The sequence below is a fragment of the Haladaptatus sp. T7 genome (assembly GCF_026008575.1).
Classification (GTDB): Archaea; Halobacteriota; Halobacteria; order Halobacteriales; family Haladaptataceae; genus Haladaptatus; species Haladaptatus paucihalophilus.
The window spans coordinates 732,933-747,592 of the sequence record NZ_BROP01000001.1; the positions used below are offsets into that span (position 1 = coordinate 732,933).

At 63.6% G+C, this 14,660-nt stretch carries 15 protein-coding genes; 6 read left to right on the forward strand and 9 right to left on the reverse strand.

What is annotated here, in order from left to right; genetic code table 11:
• Positions 1-109: 109 nt before the first annotated feature.
• The 4 genes from OPC11_RS04070 to OPC11_RS04085 form a co-directional block, all read right to left on the reverse strand.
• Entirely contained in the window at positions 110-928 is an 819-nt protein-coding gene (locus OPC11_RS04070) for a DUF63 family protein (RefSeq protein ID WP_007983568.1), read from the reverse strand.
• Positions 929-1,074: 146 nt separating this feature from the next.
• Positions 1,075-1,446: a hypothetical protein gene (locus OPC11_RS04075; RefSeq protein WP_264781082.1), complete on the reverse strand. Its 372-nt coding sequence runs from the start codon at positions 1,444-1,446 to the stop codon at positions 1,075-1,077.
• A gap of 75 nt (positions 1,447-1,521) precedes the next feature.
• The gene (locus OPC11_RS04080; protein ID WP_264781083.1) at positions 1,522-2,193 is read right to left on the reverse strand and encodes a helix-turn-helix domain-containing protein; all 672 of its coding nucleotides are present in this window, start codon (positions 2,191-2,193) and stop codon (positions 1,522-1,524) included.
• A gap of 110 nt (positions 2,194-2,303) precedes the next feature.
• A complete protein-coding gene (locus OPC11_RS04085) occupies positions 2,304-3,266 on the reverse strand; it encodes a ribose 1,5-bisphosphate isomerase (RefSeq protein WP_264781084.1) in 963 nt (320 codons plus the stop codon).
• Positions 3,267-3,342: 76 nt separating this feature from the next.
• On the opposite strand from OPC11_RS04085, the gene OPC11_RS04090 reads away from it, so the two are divergent.
• Entirely contained in the window at positions 3,343-3,768 is a 426-nt protein-coding gene (locus OPC11_RS04090; RefSeq protein ID WP_018128795.1) for a phosphate-starvation-inducible PsiE family protein, read from the forward strand.
• A 35-nt stretch (positions 3,769-3,803) separates the two neighbouring features.
• Positions 3,804-4,439: a deoxyribose-phosphate aldolase gene (gene deoC / locus OPC11_RS04095; RefSeq protein WP_264781085.1), complete on the forward strand. Its 636-nt coding sequence runs from the start codon at positions 3,804-3,806 to the stop codon at positions 4,437-4,439.
• A 46-nt stretch (positions 4,440-4,485) separates the two neighbouring features.
• Here deoC and OPC11_RS04100 read toward each other — a convergent pair whose 3' ends face one another.
• Together OPC11_RS04100 and OPC11_RS04105 are read right to left on the reverse strand one after the other, a co-directional pair.
• Positions 4,486-5,226: a hypothetical protein gene (locus OPC11_RS04100; protein ID WP_007983581.1), complete on the reverse strand. Its 741-nt coding sequence runs from the start codon at positions 5,224-5,226 to the stop codon at positions 4,486-4,488.
• A 305-nt stretch (positions 5,227-5,531) separates the two neighbouring features.
• On the reverse strand, positions 5,532-6,743 hold the full coding sequence (locus tag OPC11_RS04105; RefSeq protein ID WP_264781086.1) for a PQQ-binding-like beta-propeller repeat protein: 1,212 nt from the start codon (positions 6,741-6,743) through the stop codon (positions 5,532-5,534).
• Between the two features lie 117 nt (positions 6,744-6,860).
• On the opposite strand from OPC11_RS04105, the gene OPC11_RS04110 reads away from it, so the two are divergent.
• Positions 6,861-8,114 (forward strand): tRNA (N(6)-L-threonylcarbamoyladenosine(37)-C(2))-methylthiotransferase, encoded by a 1,254-nt coding sequence (locus tag OPC11_RS04110; protein ID WP_264781087.1) that lies wholly within the window; start codon positions 6,861-6,863, stop codon positions 8,112-8,114.
• Between the two features lie 341 nt (positions 8,115-8,455).
• On the forward strand, positions 8,456-9,418 hold the full coding sequence (locus OPC11_RS04115; RefSeq protein ID WP_264781088.1) for a hypothetical protein: 963 nt from the start codon (positions 8,456-8,458) through the stop codon (positions 9,416-9,418).
• Positions 9,419-9,450: 32 nt separating this feature from the next.
• On the opposite strand, the gene OPC11_RS04120 is transcribed toward OPC11_RS04115, so the two are convergent.
• From OPC11_RS04120 to OPC11_RS04130, 3 genes are all read right to left on the reverse strand, one after another.
• A complete protein-coding gene (locus tag OPC11_RS04120) occupies positions 9,451-10,290 on the reverse strand; it encodes a plastocyanin/azurin family copper-binding protein (protein WP_264781089.1) in 840 nt (279 codons plus the stop codon).
• Positions 10,291-10,372: 82 nt separating this feature from the next.
• Positions 10,373-11,326, reverse strand: a complete 954-nt coding sequence (locus tag OPC11_RS04125) for a cation diffusion facilitator family transporter (RefSeq protein WP_264781090.1) — start codon at positions 11,324-11,326, stop codon at positions 10,373-10,375.
• A 57-nt stretch (positions 11,327-11,383) separates the two neighbouring features.
• Complete coding sequence (locus OPC11_RS04130; protein WP_264781091.1) at positions 11,384-11,920, reverse strand: HIT domain-containing protein; 537 nt, start codon at positions 11,918-11,920, stop codon at positions 11,384-11,386.
• Positions 11,921-12,273: 353 nt separating this feature from the next.
• On the opposite strand from OPC11_RS04130, the gene OPC11_RS04135 reads away from it, so the two are divergent.
• Together OPC11_RS04135 and OPC11_RS04140 are read left to right on the forward strand one after the other, a co-directional pair.
• Complete coding sequence (locus OPC11_RS04135) at positions 12,274-12,951, forward strand: TrkA family potassium uptake protein (RefSeq protein ID WP_069449303.1); 678 nt, start codon at positions 12,274-12,276, stop codon at positions 12,949-12,951.
• A gap of 1 nt (position 12,952) precedes the next feature.
• Complete coding sequence (locus OPC11_RS04140) at positions 12,953-14,626, forward strand: potassium transporter TrkG (RefSeq protein ID WP_264781092.1); 1,674 nt, start codon at positions 12,953-12,955, stop codon at positions 14,624-14,626.
• Positions 14,627-14,660: the final 34 nt, after the last annotated feature.

Consider the following 14,660-nt stretch of genomic DNA (forward strand, 5'->3'; position numbering starts at 1 on the left):
AACGTGACGATTCACGGGGAGTATCGTAGAAGTCTATTTCCCGTCCCGGAATCGAAACGCGGCGTGGGCCCTCGATGGAGAGCAGTCCAGTTGGCTACGAGAATCCCTATCAGCCCGTGACCGCGAACAGGATGAGGTTGTGCGCGCCCGGCCCGAGTCCGACCGCCGCGACGACGCCGAGCAGGAGGTAGCCCTCGGTCGGTTCGCTGGAGACGTAATCCGCGAACAGCAGGACGACGAACTCCGCGATGGCGAGTTTCACGACGACGAACAGCCACCCGACGCCGAACGAGTCCGCCGTCGGGAGCGAGTGGGCGATTTCGAGGATGGCTTGCGAGAGCGGCGTTCGCTCGCCGAAGCCGAGCACGTCGATACCGACCGCGGTCGAGACGGAATCCAAGGCGTGGGCGAACAGCGTGAGGACGCCGACCGCTCCCGTGATGATGGCGACGTCGGGATAGAAGAACTGGGTCGCCGCCCAGAGGAGTCCGGTCAGAATCACCGCGACGACGAGCGCCACGAACGGCCAGAACAGGCGGAGACTGTCGTGCTGGACGCCGTACCAGAGTGCGACGAGGAGGACGACCGCGACGCCCACGAGCCCGGTACCGGCGAGCACACGGGGAACGGGGGCTCGGAGACGATGAATCGAGAGCAACCAGACGGCCCCGGCTACGGCGAACGTCGTGAGATAGACCGCGGGAGTCCCGAAGAACGGGAGAAAGACGTCCGGAATCGGCGATTCCGGGAGTTGATACAGCGCGTTCAGCCCCGCACCGACGACCATCCACGGCGCGAGCGACACGACGGTCCGCTCCGAGATGGTCGGTTCCGAACGCCAGAGCAGCCAGATGACGACACCGACCGCCAGCAAAAGCGGGAGAAGATACGAAATGGGGGGGAACGCGAACCCGTCCGGCAGTACCATACACCGACACGCGAACGGAGGTATGGAAAGGTTTGCGGTCTGTGTGCTCCCTTCGTGCCGACCGCTCGGCTCCACTCGCCCCTTCGCCTCACTCCCCGCGTGTGTCACGTCAGGCGCTACGAACCACCGACGGCGAGCGCACCGCGTTACGAATCCTCGCCCGGGGCATCGTCACCGGGCGACTCCATCTGGTCGAGAAAGGATTCCAGCCGCGGAGACCCGATGTATCGAACGTCGTTTTCCTCGTCGTCGTACCCGATGAGGCCGTGGTCCCGTAGTTTCGGAAGGTGGATGTGATGCAGTCGTTGGCGCAACCGCTTTTCGGAGAGGTCGTCTCCGGTCCCCTTCGACTGGAGAGCGTCGATCAGTTCTGCGACCGAACACCGATCTTCGGGGATGGACGACAGGTGAGAGAGAATCCGGCGCCGATACGGTTCGGCCGTGATGTCCATGATGTCGTCCACCGACAGCGTGGAACGTCGCCGAGAATCGGAGTCCACCATCGTGTATCTATGCATATGCTAGTGTACCTTTTTGTTCAGCGGTTTGCTTGTTCGAACAAGATATTTATAAGCGAAAGCGGTCGTGACAAGTCATTCACGCTTGTCGCCGTCGTCCGCTCCCAAAAGCGTCTGTTCGAGGAGGGACTCGTTTCCGCGTCGAATCCGCTCGGACAGCGCCTGTTGACTGATGTCCAGTTCCGTCGCCAACTCGTCGAGGGTCACGCGACTCGGCGTGGAGAAATATCCCCGTTGGAGTGCGAGGAGCAACGCCTCCCGTTGTTCCTCGGTCAGCGACAGGGGCGGTCGATTTTTCCCCACTTCCCTGAGCGTATAGATGCGACCGAGGGTGTACTCGACGTCGTTTTCGAGGCTATAGTTGTGGAACTCGGAGAGGTCGTCGTACGACGGAAAGAGCAGTTCGAACGACCAGTCCTCGTCGTCGTAGCCTTCCGCGGTTCTGATGATGCTGTTCGTCTCCTGTAACCCTTCGAGGAAGGCTTCGTCGGGAATCTCCCACTCCATTAGATAGAGAACGCGGTCGTCCACGCGGTCGAGTTCCGTGAGGTCGTTGACGTACGACCCGTCACGTACCCGCGTTTCGAAGTCCGACAGGTCGTCCCCCCACGCCCAGAAAACCGGAACGACGCGCGGGCCGACCGGAACGACGCGCTCGAACTCGATGTGAATGTCCGTTCCCGTGGTCAGGAGGTCCCCGAGCGGAAAGCTCTTCGACTGGAGGGTGAGTTCTGCAATGACTGCCATGGTACCGTTCCCTTTAGCACTGCTACCGGCTTAACGACTCGGCGGAATCCGTTCCGTTCGGTGGTGCTCCGCCCGTAGAGAAGGGCATCGCTTCGGATGAATCGGTCACGTCAGGACCGTTCGTCCCACGGTTCGCCGTTCTGTTGGTCCCCGAACAGCTCGCGCATCAGCGTCACGATGCTCTCCGGCGGAAACTGTCCGCGTTCGGTGACGATGGCGTCCACGTATCGCGGCGGCGTCACGTCGAACGCCGGGTTCTCGACGCGCACGTCGCCCACCGCCTCGCGTTCCGCGTCGGCGAGGACTTCCCGCTCGTCTCGCATCTCGATTTCGACGGTGTGGCCCGTCATCGTCCCCGGATGGAGTTTCAGCGTCTGTGCGGCGACCATGATGGGAACGCCGCGTTCGCGGGCGTTGACGGCCAATCCAGACGTGCCGATTTTGTTGATGACGCTCCCGTCGGCGGCGATGGAGTCCGCGCCGACGAGCACGTGGTCCGCGTCGTTCAGATACCGTCGGGCCGCGTTGTCCACGATGAGGGTAACGGGCACGTCCCAGTCGCGCAGTTGGCGGGCGGTGATGTGGCCTTGCTTCCGTGGTCGGGTTTCCTTCACGATGGCGCTGATATCCTTGCCGTCGTTCAGCGCGTGGCGGACGCAAGAGAGCGCGTCAGTCGAGTGACAATGGGTCATGATGGTGTCGCCGTCGCGGAGGCGGTTCGCGCCGATTTGCCCGAGGTTGTCCTGCGCTTGGTCGAGTTCCCGACGGAACTCCACGACGGTCGCTACGATGCTGTCTCGCAGTTCCGCCACGGTGTTCCCTTCCATCCCCTGCAAGACGTAGCGCAGGGCGTTCGGGAGGCTCACCGCGGTCGGCCGGGTTTCGTGGAGTCGCCGGGCGGCGGCGCGAATCTCCGCCCGGAACTCCTCCGGAGTGTCGGCCTCGCTGGCTTGCGCCTGCTCGCCGATGGCCGCGGCCGCCGCGTCGGCGATGGCCGCCGCGCCGCGGATCTCCATCTCGGCGATGTCGTCCGCGACGGCGGTGACGGCGGGCGTGATAGCAGGGTCGTTCATGTGAACCCCTACGACTATCGGAGTGAAAAAGATAGTCCGGCGGAAATTCTACGGTGGCGGCAGTTGCACTGGAAACATGGACCTCGACACGCCGATAGCCGCCTCAGAGTCGGTGATGCGCGTCGCCGAACTCGTCGCCGCCTATCTGCTCGTCGGCCTGTTCGTCGTCGGCCTCCTCGATTTCGGGTTCCTCGCGCTCTCTTTTCTCCGCGCCGGTCGTGCGACCGACCCGCGAACCCTCATCGAACTGGTCGATATCGTGTTGCTGTTGTTCATCGTCGCGGAAATCTATCGGACGGTCATCGCCTACGTGGAGTCCGAGGGCGAAGTCGGCGTCGTGCGAGCGACGGTTTACGCGGGCATCATCGCGCTGGTCCGCAAGGCAATCACGTTCCAAATCGACGGCTATTCGTCGGTCACGAACGCCGCCATCGCCGCCGGGTCGTACACGCTGTTGCTCGTCGGACTCGGGACGGTGCTGTGGGTCGTGTCCCGACGATAGCGGGATTTTTACCGGGGCGGGCCATCCTCCCCGCTATGAACGAATCAGAACTCGCTGCAAAAATCGACCACACGGTGTTGGGACCGGAGACGACCCTCGCGGACGTGGAAGCCGTGCTCGATGACGCCGAGGAGTACGGAATGAACGCCTGCATCCCGCCGTGCTACGTGGCGGAGGCCGCCGAGTACGCCCCGGACGTGACGCTCGCAACCGTCGTCGGGTTCCCGCACGGCCAGCACGCGACCGACGCCAAGCGCGACGAAGCGGTCGGCGCGTGGGACGACGGCGCGGACGAACTGGATATGGTCATCAACGTCGGGCGACTGACGGCGGGCGACCACGACGCGGTGCGGGCGGATATCGAGGAAGTCGTCGCCGCCGTCCCGATTCCGGTGAAGGTCATCATCGAGACGGCGCTCCTCACCGACGAGGAGAAACACGACGCCTGCCGATTGGCGGAGGAGGCGGACGCGGCGTTCGTCAAGACTTCCACGGGATTCGCGGACGGTGGCGCGGAAGTCGAGGACGTGGAACTGATGGCCGAGTACCTCCCCGTCAAAGCGAGCGGCGGCATCGGCGATTACGAAAAAGCGAAGGCGATGCTCGACGCCGGTGCCGAGCGCATCGGCGCGAGCAGCGGCGTCGAAATCGTCGAGGATTTCCGCGGATAGGGTCCTCGGATGGGTCCGCGGGAGGTCACCCGCGGACCGTCCCGTTTCAGTCGTCGTCGCTCGGTTGCGGACTGGGCGTTCCCTCGCGTGCGCTGCTCATCCACCCGTCGATGTGGCTCGCCACGTAATCGCGGCCACCCCAACCGAAGGAGACGCCGACGCCGATGGCGATGGCGGCCGCGAGGCCCCACGCCAGGGCACGCGCGAAGACGTACAGGATGCCGACGCTGATGCCCATCGTGTCCAACCCGATGACGATGGCGGTGAAGTACAGGAACATCCGAGTTCCCGTGGCGAACCAGACCGTGTAGTCGGTGTGGGTCGCCGCGCGAGTTCGCATGATGGCGTCGCCGATGAAGTCGGCCACGATGAACCCCAGGATGATGACCAACAGTCCTGCGATAAGCGCTGGCAGGTACGACACCGCCGTTGCGACCCACAACGATAGTCTGGGGATGGCGAGCACGTTCGCCGCCGCGAGGATGGCGAGCGCGTAGACGAACCACGCGGCGAGTTTGCCGAACGCACTAGCGACCGAGCCTTCGGTCCCCCCGAGCATCCGCCCGAGCGGCGTGTCGAGGACCATCCTGTCAAGTTCGATTCGATCCGAAACCCGGCGGACGACGGCCGCCGCGCCGCGGCCGATGACCCACCCGATGAGCAGGACGACGACCGCCCCGACCAGTCGCGGCAGGAACGCGACGAACCCCGTGAGGGGGTCTTGGACCCACGGTGGAAGCCCACCTGCTTGTAAGACGGTACCGGTGAAGATATCGTGCTGTGTCATGTTCGTTTCTCTCCCCACGCAGGCGCGTGGTTCATCACATATGCTTGGACTACAGCCAGTTTGTTGTTGGCCGCCTAAATCGGGGACGTGGCGGAGTAACGGCGAATGAGTTCGGCACCATTCCGCGGCCGTTACTGTTCGAAAGAAGGAATACGTTTCGAGGAGGTGGCAGAAATCGAACAACCGAAACGAAAACGAAAGACTCCGGAAAAGTCAGCTTTCTCCCCGAATTCAACCCCCTCCGGATCCGAGGATACGAACCATTACCGTCAACTGCGGGACCGATGACAGGATACGGCGGGAACTCACTCCTCTCGGAGCGCGTACAACATCGGCGCGTTGTCGCTCGAATCGGTGGCGGCGAACAGAGTCCCGTCCGCGACGGCGAAGGCGTCCCGAACTCGTCCGTCGAGACGGAGTTTCCACCGCTTTGCGCCGAATCGGGTGTCGCCGACGCCGGACCCGCCGTTCGTTTTGATGCCGTACACGGCCCCGCTTCCGTCACCGACGTAAACGGTATCCCCCGCGACCGCCGGTGAACACGAACTGGTGTCCGTCAGTCCGAACGACCAGCGGGACTCCCCGGAGTCGGCGTCGATGGCGTGAAGTTTGTCGCCCGTGACGCCGAAAATCGTCCCGCCAGCGATGGCGAGATGCGTGGAGACGTTGCCACCGCGCTCCGTCTTCCACCTCGTGCCGCCCGCCCCCGCGTTGGTGTCGAGACAGAACACCTGTCCCTTGATTCCGGGGACGTAGAGCGACTGCTGGACGAGTGTCGGCGCGGCAGTGATGATACTCGGGAGTTTCCGCCGCCACATCCGGCCGCCGTTCGTGGCCGAAAAGGCGTACACCTCCCCCCAGTACGTCGTGGCGAACAGCGTGCGGTCGTGTGCCACCGCCAGCGGCGCGTCTATCTCCCCGTACACCTGTTGTCGCCAGCGCTCCTCGTTTTCCTCCAAGTCGAAGCAGTGAATCCAGCCGTCGCTCGTCCCGACGAACAACGACTCGCCGTCGGAATCGAGCCGCGGTGAACCGGAGACGTAGCCCGTGGTCTCGAACATCAGTTGTTTCGTTCCCGATTTCACGTCCACCGCCGTCACCGATTCGTCGGGGCCGCTCACGTAGGCGGTTCCGTCCCTGACGGTCGGTGCCGACCAGATGTTTCCGTCGCCCGGCGGTCGGTACTCCCAGCGTTGCGTTCCGTCCGCCGCGTCGTAGCAGACGAGCTTCTCCGCGTCCGGGACGAAGACCCGGTCGTCGGCGGCGACCGGCGGCCCGGTGGTCATCCCGAGGCGCGTCTTCCACGCTATTTTCGGGGTTGAACGCGGGCCGTGGCCCCTCGGGTTGTAGCCGGTGTTCACCCCGTCGTGTCCGGCCGTCGGCCAGTCGGGTCGGTCCCCCGCCGCGTAGGCGGCGTCGTCCGACTGCGATTCGGTGGCCGCACAACCAGCGGTCGCGGTGATGGTCGCGGTAGTGCCGAGGGCGGCGAGAAAATCCCGCCGTGATGGAGAGCGCATTACACCCGCTTCCCAATAGGAAATAATAAGCTTTCTTCACGATTCGTCGCGCGCTTCTCGCACGGTTTGGCACACAACCGTCGCCCTTTTGCCCGCGTAGCCGAAATCGAGGAGTGAATGGCCCGGTATCACATCGAAACGTACGGCTGTACCTCGAATCGCGGCGAGAGTCGCCAGATAGAGTCCGCACTGCGCGACGCTGGCCACTACCGCGTCGAGGGTCCCGAGCAGGCCGACGTTGCGATAATGAACACATGTACTGTCGTGGAGAAGACGGAGCGGAACATGGTTCGCCGGGCGAAAGAACTGCAATCGGAGACGGCGGACCTCATCATCACGGGGTGTATGGCGCTCGCACAGGGCGACGAGTTCCGAGCCGAGGACGTAAACGCCCAAATCATGCACTGGGACGACGTGCCGACGGCGGTCACGAACGGCGAGTGTCCGACCCCCGGCCCGGGCGTCGAACCCGTGCTGGACGGCGTGGTCGGCATCCTCCCCATCGCTCGCGGCTGTATGTCCGACTGCTCGTACTGCATCACGAAGCACGCGACGGGAAAAATCGACTCCCCCTCCGTCGAGGAGAACGTCGAGAAGGCCCGAGCGCTCGTCCACGCGGGTGCGAAGGAACTCAGGATTACCGGACAGGACACCGGCGTCTACGGCTGGGACCGCGGCGAGCGGAAACTCCACGTCCTGCTCGACCGCATCTGCAACGAAATCGAGGGCGACTTCCGGGTCCGCGTCGGCATGGCGAACCCGAAGGGCGTCCACGGCATCCGCGAGGAACTCGCGCAAGTGTTCGCCGAGAACGACGAACTGTACAACTTCATCCACGCGCCGGTCCAGTCCGGGTCGAACGACGTGCTCGGCGACATGCGCCGCCAGCATCAGGTCGAGGAGTACGTGGAAATCGTCGAGACGTTCGACGAGTACCTCGACTACTGGACGCTCTCGACGGACTTCATCGTCGGCTTCCCGACCGAAACCGACGACGACCACGAACAGAGCATGGCGCTCCTCCGCGAGACGCGCCCCGAGAAGCTGAACGTCACCCGCTTCTCGAAGCGCCCGAACACCGACGCCGCGGAGATGAAGGGTCTCGGCGGCACCAAGAAAAAGGAGCGCTCCAAGGAGATGTCCGAACTCAAGATGGACATCGTGGGCGCGGCCTACGACGAGATGGTCGGCACCGAAAAGCGCGTCATGGTCGTCGAGGAGGGCACCGGCGATTCCGTCAAGTGCCGCGACGAGGCCTACCGCCAAATCATCGTCCAGAACGCCACGGAACACGGCATCGAACCCGGCGACTTCCTCGACGTGGAAGTCACCAGCCACCAGACCGTCTACGCGTTCGGCACGCCTGTCTGAGGCGTAGAGCTGTTCCGAAACGGGGTTTTCTCGAAATCCGCATTTTCACCGTGGCGCACGCTGGCACAGCCCTGAGGACACCTCGTCCGAGGGGCTGTGCTGATAGCGTGCGAGGGATGACTGGAACGAGCGGAGCAAGTGGAAGGAATCGGTTGGGGAGGGTGTGGCTGATGGGGTGCGGTTGCGGCTTCAGTGACGTCTGTCGTTGCAGTCACAGAAAAATCAACTCCACTTCGTCGAGAGGAGTTTCGAGGACAGCGGAAAGATAGAGACGACAGCAAAACAACCCTATGTCGTCACAGACAGAAAACATATACCCGAATGCGTAAAATCCCTGACCGATGCCCTCCAACCGACGCCAACTCCTCACCACGGTCTGCGCGCTGTCCGCCGGACTCGCGGGCTGTCTCGGCGAGCGTCCGGCCGGAAGCGGAAGCGAATCGCCCACGCCGACGGACGAGACGAACACATCGACGGCCGACACGACGGACGAGACGACCGACGACGCCCCGCCCGACACGACCACCGCCGAAAACACCTCCTTTTCCCTGCCGGAGTCGTCGGTGAAGTCCCTCGGCGAGGTGCGCGTTGCCGTTGCAAACCCGACCGTCGGAAAGGCGATTACCTACGAGTCCATCATGGGTTCGGGTGGGGTGCTACAGTCGGACGGAACGCAGTTCGTCGTCGCGGCGGTCCAGAGCCAACAGGGGAACGCGGTCGATGCCGGAGGCGACCCGGCGTACGACGCCTTCGAACTCGTCGCGGACGGGAAGACGTATTCGGCGGTCGAAATCGAGGACCGGACGACGGGCGCCTACACGAGTTCCCTCGCCGACCACGGTGATATCCGGTACGGCGCGCCGTACGCCGCTGGCGGGGCGGTCGGCTGGGTGGCGTTCGAACCGCCGTCGCCGCTCGACGCGAGCGAGGCCGCGATTCGCTGTCGGTACGGCGGCGAAACGGCGGAGTGGGAGCTTTCGGACGATGCGGTAGCGGCGCTCGGCCGACCGGCGCCGACGTTCGAACTCGAATCGTTCGACGCGACGGTCGAGCAGTACAGCGTGGACCTGTCGTTCGTGGCGAGAAACGTCTCCGAAAACGACGGGCGATTTCTCGTCGCGCTCTACTGGCCGACGACCGGCATCGCCGACGACGACGAATCCACGATAATCGAGCGCTCCGTCGCGGCGGGCGAGCGCGTCGAATGGTCGGGGTCGTTCGACACGGAGTACACCGACGGCGTGGTGACGACCCGCCTCGACGGGGCTGTCAGTGACAAAATCGAAGTCGATCTCGAAGAGTAAGACGCGGCACGATTCTCGAAACGGTCAGACCATCACTTCGTGACGTATATCGTTCCCGTCATGCCCGCGCTCTCGTACGGGGCGCTGTAGAACTCGTATTTTCCGGGCACGTCGAAGGTGTGCGTGTAGCGATACTCCGCGTCGTAGACCCTGCTCATGCCGCCGGGCGTGCCGGTCCAACTCGCGTCGTGGGGCTGGTCTTCCACGACGATGTTGTTCCCGTCCGTCTCCCAGACGAACGTGACTTCCGTTCCCGCGGGAACGACGAGCGGGCGCTCCGTTCCGGGCGTGAACGTCCGGTCGCCGTCGAGACCGACCCGAACGGGGAGGTCGGCCGTCGTCGCGTGGTCTTCGGGAATCGTGGGTCCGCCGGTTTCGCTCCCCTTCCCATCGTCTTCGATTCCTTTCCTGTCGGGGTCGGTTCCCGTTCCGTCTTCGGTTCCGTTCGTACCTTTTCCGTCCTTCGTGACGGTGATGCTGCCGACCATGCCCGCCGCTCGGTGGGGGTTGCAGTAGTAGTCGTACGTTCCGGGCACGTCGAAGGTGTAGGTGTAGCGATAGCCCTCGTTGTAGATTTTGGTGTCCGCGCCGGGCGTGCCGTTCCAGTCCGCGCCGTCGGGTTGGTCTTCCACGACGATGTTGTGGTTGTTCCCTTCCCACTTCCACGCGACCGTCGTTCCGGTGGTGATTTCGAGGTCGTCGGGGTCGAACGTCAGGTCGCCGCCGGGACCGACGACGACGGTGACGTCGGCGGGTGAGTCGTCCGACTCCGACCCGGAGTTTCCGTCCGCCAAACAGCCGCCGAGAGAAGCACCGACGAGCACGGTACCCGTCGCTTTCAACATCGCTCGTCTGTCGAAGATGGAGGTCATAGCAGTACGCTCGAAACTACTAGTTCGCGGTAGAAAAGACCGATACCCGATTCCCGGGGGATGAAAAGCGTGAGGGACGGTCTCACTCCGACAGTTCCTCACGGCGTTCCACGTCCTCCGGAATCGCCGTCTCCGCAAGCCGGTCGGCCTCGGTGTCCGATTTCCACTCGCCGAGTTCCTTCGGGTCGACGTGGATGAACACGTCGTCCACCTCCGGGATGTCCCGAATGGACCGGATAACGTCGGTTTCGATGTTGTGGGCTTCGATGAGCGTCCGGTCGCCCTCGACCTCGATGTGCATGCTCACGTCGATTTCGGGGCCGACGTAGTGGGCAACGACGTCGTGAACGCCCTCCACGTCGGGGTTCGAGAGCGCCCGCCGGACGATTGTCGCGCGGAGGTCTTCCGGCGGTGCCCGCCCGACCAAATAGTCAACGTTGTCGCGGACGATCTCCCACCCGGTGTAGAGGATGCCGAACGAGACGACTCCCGCCGCGAGCGGGTCGAGGATGGGCAGTCCGATTCGACCGCCGAGAACGCCGACCAGCGCCGCCCCGGCCGTCAAAATGTCGTTTCGGTTGTCCAGTCCGGCCGCGATTACGGCGGGAGAGTTAACCGCCTCTCCGATTCGCAAGCAGTAGCGGAAGAGGGCGTACTTGACGACGCCGCTCCCGACGAGGACGCCCACGGCGAGGTAGCTCGTCGTCGTCGTGATGTCCCCGGAAAGAATCGCACTCGCGGCTCGGTAGAGCACCAAGCCACCCGCCGCGAACACGCCGAGCGCGACGAACAATGAGACGAACGGCTCGATTCGCTCGTGACCGTGCGGGTGCTCGAAGTCCGGCGGTTGCGTCGTCAGGTACAGTCCCGCGAGGACGACGAGACTGTAAATCGCGTCCGAGAGGCTGTTGATGGCCTCGGACCCGACCGCGAGGCTCCCGGTCTGAAACCAGACGCCACCCTTGGCGAGCGCTAAGAGGAGGTTCGCCGTGAGGATGACGGCACCCGCGGTCCGAATCGCCCGCGCCCGGTTCATCGTCCGTAGTTGGACCGCCCGCCGTATGGGTATATCGGCGGTCCCGAAAGACCCCGTTCAGTCCTCGAACGACACCGCCGAATCCGCGTCCGGAACGGTCGCGCCGTCCTGTTCGGCGAACGCGGCGTGGAGTTTATCGTAGGTGTCTTCGAGTCCTTCCACGATGACCTTCGTGTCCGAGATGACGGGCATGAAGTTCGTGTCGCCGGTCCAGCGCGGGACGACGTGCGTGTGGAGGTGGTCGATGGAACCGCCGCTTCCCTCGCCGATGTTCAGCCCGGCGTTGAAGCCGTCCGGCGAAAACGCCGCGTCCATCGCGTCGAACGTTCGTTGTTTCATTCGCGCGTGACCGAGCAGTGTTTCCTCGCCGAGCGCCGCGTAGTCGCGTTCGTGCTCGTTCGGGATGACCATCACGTGCCCCGGATTGTACGGGTAATTGTTCAGCATGACCACCGCGTGGTCGTTCCGCGCGACGACGAGGTGTTCCCGGTCGTCGTCCCGCTTCGGGAAGGCACAGAAGACACAGCCTTCGAACTCCTCGTCGGTGTCGCGTTCGACCCACTCCATCCGCCACGGTGCGAAGACCTGTTGCATACCCACATGTCGTATGGCTCCGGTTTAGGTTTTCAGACTCGCGGCGCGGCCGCCGAAATCGGTTCGTCGCTGGTACGTCCGGGCGGGGACCTCGAACCCGCGCCAGCGTACCATATCGTCCGGTTTCCCGAATGAACGCTCCTCGCCTCACTTAAAAATGGATACGGACGGTTCCGATGTCCTCGATTCGTCGAGAAACCGGCGTTATGGCCCGTTTAACTCGTGCATAACCGTGTCGAAAGGGGGTCTTACCGCGTCTCTCATCGCCGATTGCCACCCTGTGACGGGGTTTCAGCCGAATGACGCGACAACAGTATCTTTTCAAACGATGGCTTCGGAGAGGGGCATAACGAATGTATCTCATCATCGTCGGTGCGGGCGACATCGGCTCGCAGCTCATCAGCATTGCGACACAGAACAGCAACGACGTGGTGGTAATCGAGAAGGACGCGGAGCGGGCGGAACGCGCCTCGATGGAGTTCGACTGCCTCGTCCTCAACAACGACGCGACCATCCTCGATACGCTGGAGGAAGCGGGTGCCGAACGCGCGGACGCGCTCATCAGCACGACCGACCAGGACGCGACGAACATCATGGTCAGCCTGCTGGGACAGGAACTCGAAGTCCCGTCGCTCGTCTCGGTGGTGCACAATCCCGAACACATGAGCATCTTCCGCCAAATCGGCGTGAACGTCATCGAGAACCCCCAGCGACTCATCGCGGATTACCTCTATCGGGCCGTCAAACGCCCGTCCATCAAGGATTACATGAAGGTCGGCGACCGAGCAGAAGTGTTCGAAATCACGGTCGACTCTTACGCGCCCATCGCCGGACTCACCCTATCCGCCGCGGCGGACGACGAGTTGTTCGACGAGGGGATGCTCGTCGTCGCAATCGAGCGGGACGACGAGGTTATCACCCCGCGCGGGAACACGGAGATTCGGGGTGGCGACCTCATCACCGTCTTCTCCGAGAAGGGAGCAACGCCGGAAGTGACCGACATCTTCGGTCACTACGAGGACCACGACTGACATGGTTCGACGGAAAACGGTCGCCGGGGTTCCGGCGCACCTCGCAACCATCCTTCGGGACGTGGGTGCGCTCGTACTGATGCAGGCGGCGATGATGACGTTCACCGTCGTCCTCGCGCTGGCGTTCGAAGAGTGGTACGCGGCGCTCGCGTTCCTGATCGCCGGAGGAATCACGGCCGCGGCCGGTGGCGCGGCGCGCATCGTCTTCGAGGACGCGCCGGACCCCGTGATGAAACACGGTATGGTCATCGCCGCCGGAGGCTGGTTCGCCACCGCGATTTTCGGGTCGTTGCCCCTGTTCTTCGCCGCGCATCTGACGCCGGTTTCGGTGATGAACACCTACGTCCCGTCCGGCGCGGCGTACGACCCGATTCGCGTCGGCGGCGCGACCACGATGTCCAGCCTCGCGTACTTCCAGAACCCGCTTCACGCCGTCTTCGAGAGCATGTCCGGGTGGACCGGGAGCGGACTGACGATGGCGGTGCACGAACCGACGCTCCCGCGGGCGGTCCAGTGGTGGCGGTCGCTCATCCAGTGGGTCGGCGGGGTCGGCGTCATCGTCCTCACGACGGCGATTCTCGCCCGGCCGGGGAGCGGGAGTTACGCGCTCTACCGGGCGGAAGCGCGGGAAGAGCGGATTCATCCGAGCATCATTCACACCGTCCAGACGGTGTGGCGTATCTTCCTGCTCTACACCGTACTCTCCGTGGCGGCGCTGTTCGTCGCCATCGTCGTCGCCAAGCCGCACCTCCCCCTGTTCGACGCGTTCTGGCAGGCGCTCAATCACGCCATGACGGGGCTTTCGACGGGTGGGTTCAGCGTCACGGACAACTCCATCCAATCCTACCACTCGCCGCTGGTCGAGGCGGTGCTCCTGCCGATAATGGCGCTCGGTGCCATCGCCTTTCCGATTCACTACGTCATGCTCCACGATAGGGACCCGAAGCCGCTGGTTTCGGACACCCAGACGCGCTGGCTCTTCATCATCTTCGGCGCGGGTGTCGTCGTGCTCTCGGTCCAGAACATCGTCTCGTTGCCGTCCGCGAGCGCCGCCTTTCACCCCATCGGCTGGGCCGGACTCGAAGACATCGGCCTGTCGCCGCTGGCGGCAGACGCGGCCCGCGACTCCACGTTCCAGTTCGTGAGCGCGCTGACCTGCACAGGGTTTCAGTCGTCCAACATCGGCGACTGGGGACCGGGCGGGAAACTCATCGTCAGCGGCGCGATGGTGCTCGGCGGTGCCGCCGGAAGCACCGTCGGCGGCATCAAAATCATTCGCGGCTACATGATCAGCAAGGGGATTCAGTGGGAGTTCACCCGGGTGTTCCTCCCCTCCTCGGCGGTTATCAACACGCGAATCGGCGACCGAGTTCTCAAACGCGATCAGATGTTCGAGGAGTTCAGCGAGGCGGCCATCGTGAGCATGTTGTGGATAATCCTCCTCATCACCGGAAGCGTCCTTCTCGTCAACGTTTCTCCCGGATTCGGTTACGCGGATGCGCTGTTCGAGGTGGCGAGCGCCCAAGGAAACGTCGGCCTTTCGACCGGTATCGTCGGCCCGAAGATGTCGTCGTTTGGTGAGGGAATGCTCATCCTGAACATGTGGATCGGCCGCCTCGAAATAATCCCGGTGCTCGTATTCATTCGGTCGGCATTGCTCGGTCTAAACCCCTGAACTGGTATATAAATAATTCGGCTGTTGTAGAGCG

Excerpts from the sequence above, each read along its gene's own strand:
- OPC11_RS04085 (WP_264781084.1), bottom strand. The coding sequence starts at position 3,266 with ATGAACGACCCTGCTATCACGCCCGCCGTCACCGCCGTCGCGGACGAC.
- OPC11_RS04080 (WP_264781083.1), bottom strand. The coding sequence starts at position 2,193 with ATGGCAGTCATTGCAGAACTCACCCTCCAGTCGAAGAGCTTTCCGCTC.
- deoC (WP_264781085.1), top strand. The coding sequence starts at position 3,804 with ATGAACGAATCAGAACTCGCTGCAAAAATCGACCACACGGTGTTGGGA.
- OPC11_RS04105 (WP_264781086.1), bottom strand. The coding sequence starts at position 6,743 with ATGCGCTCTCCATCACGGCGGGATTTTCTCGCCGCCCTCGGCACTACC.
- OPC11_RS04110 (WP_264781087.1), top strand. The coding sequence starts at position 6,861 with ATGGCCCGGTATCACATCGAAACGTACGGCTGTACCTCGAATCGCGGC.
- OPC11_RS04125 (WP_264781090.1), bottom strand. The coding sequence starts at position 11,326 with ATGAACCGGGCGCGGGCGATTCGGACCGCGGGTGCCGTCATCCTCACG.
- OPC11_RS04140 (WP_264781092.1), top strand. The coding sequence starts at position 12,953 with ATGGTTCGACGGAAAACGGTCGCCGGGGTTCCGGCGCACCTCGCAACC.
- OPC11_RS04120 (WP_264781089.1), bottom strand. The coding sequence starts at position 10,290 with ATGACCTCCATCTTCGACAGACGAGCGATGTTGAAAGCGACGGGTACC.
- OPC11_RS04090 (WP_018128795.1), top strand. The coding sequence starts at position 3,343 with ATGGACCTCGACACGCCGATAGCCGCCTCAGAGTCGGTGATGCGCGTC.
- OPC11_RS04115 (WP_264781088.1), top strand. The coding sequence starts at position 8,456 with ATGCCCTCCAACCGACGCCAACTCCTCACCACGGTCTGCGCGCTGTCC.
- OPC11_RS04100 (WP_007983581.1), bottom strand. The coding sequence starts at position 5,226 with ATGACACAGCACGATATCTTCACCGGTACCGTCTTACAAGCAGGTGGG.
- OPC11_RS04070 (WP_007983568.1), bottom strand. The coding sequence starts at position 928 with ATGGTACTGCCGGACGGGTTCGCGTTCCCCCCCATTTCGTATCTTCTC.
- OPC11_RS04130 (WP_264781091.1), bottom strand. The coding sequence starts at position 11,920 with ATGCAACAGGTCTTCGCACCGTGGCGGATGGAGTGGGTCGAACGCGAC.
- OPC11_RS04075 (WP_264781082.1), bottom strand. The coding sequence starts at position 1,446 with ATGCATAGATACACGATGGTGGACTCCGATTCTCGGCGACGTTCCACG.
- OPC11_RS04135 (WP_069449303.1), top strand. The coding sequence starts at position 12,274 with ATGTATCTCATCATCGTCGGTGCGGGCGACATCGGCTCGCAGCTCATC.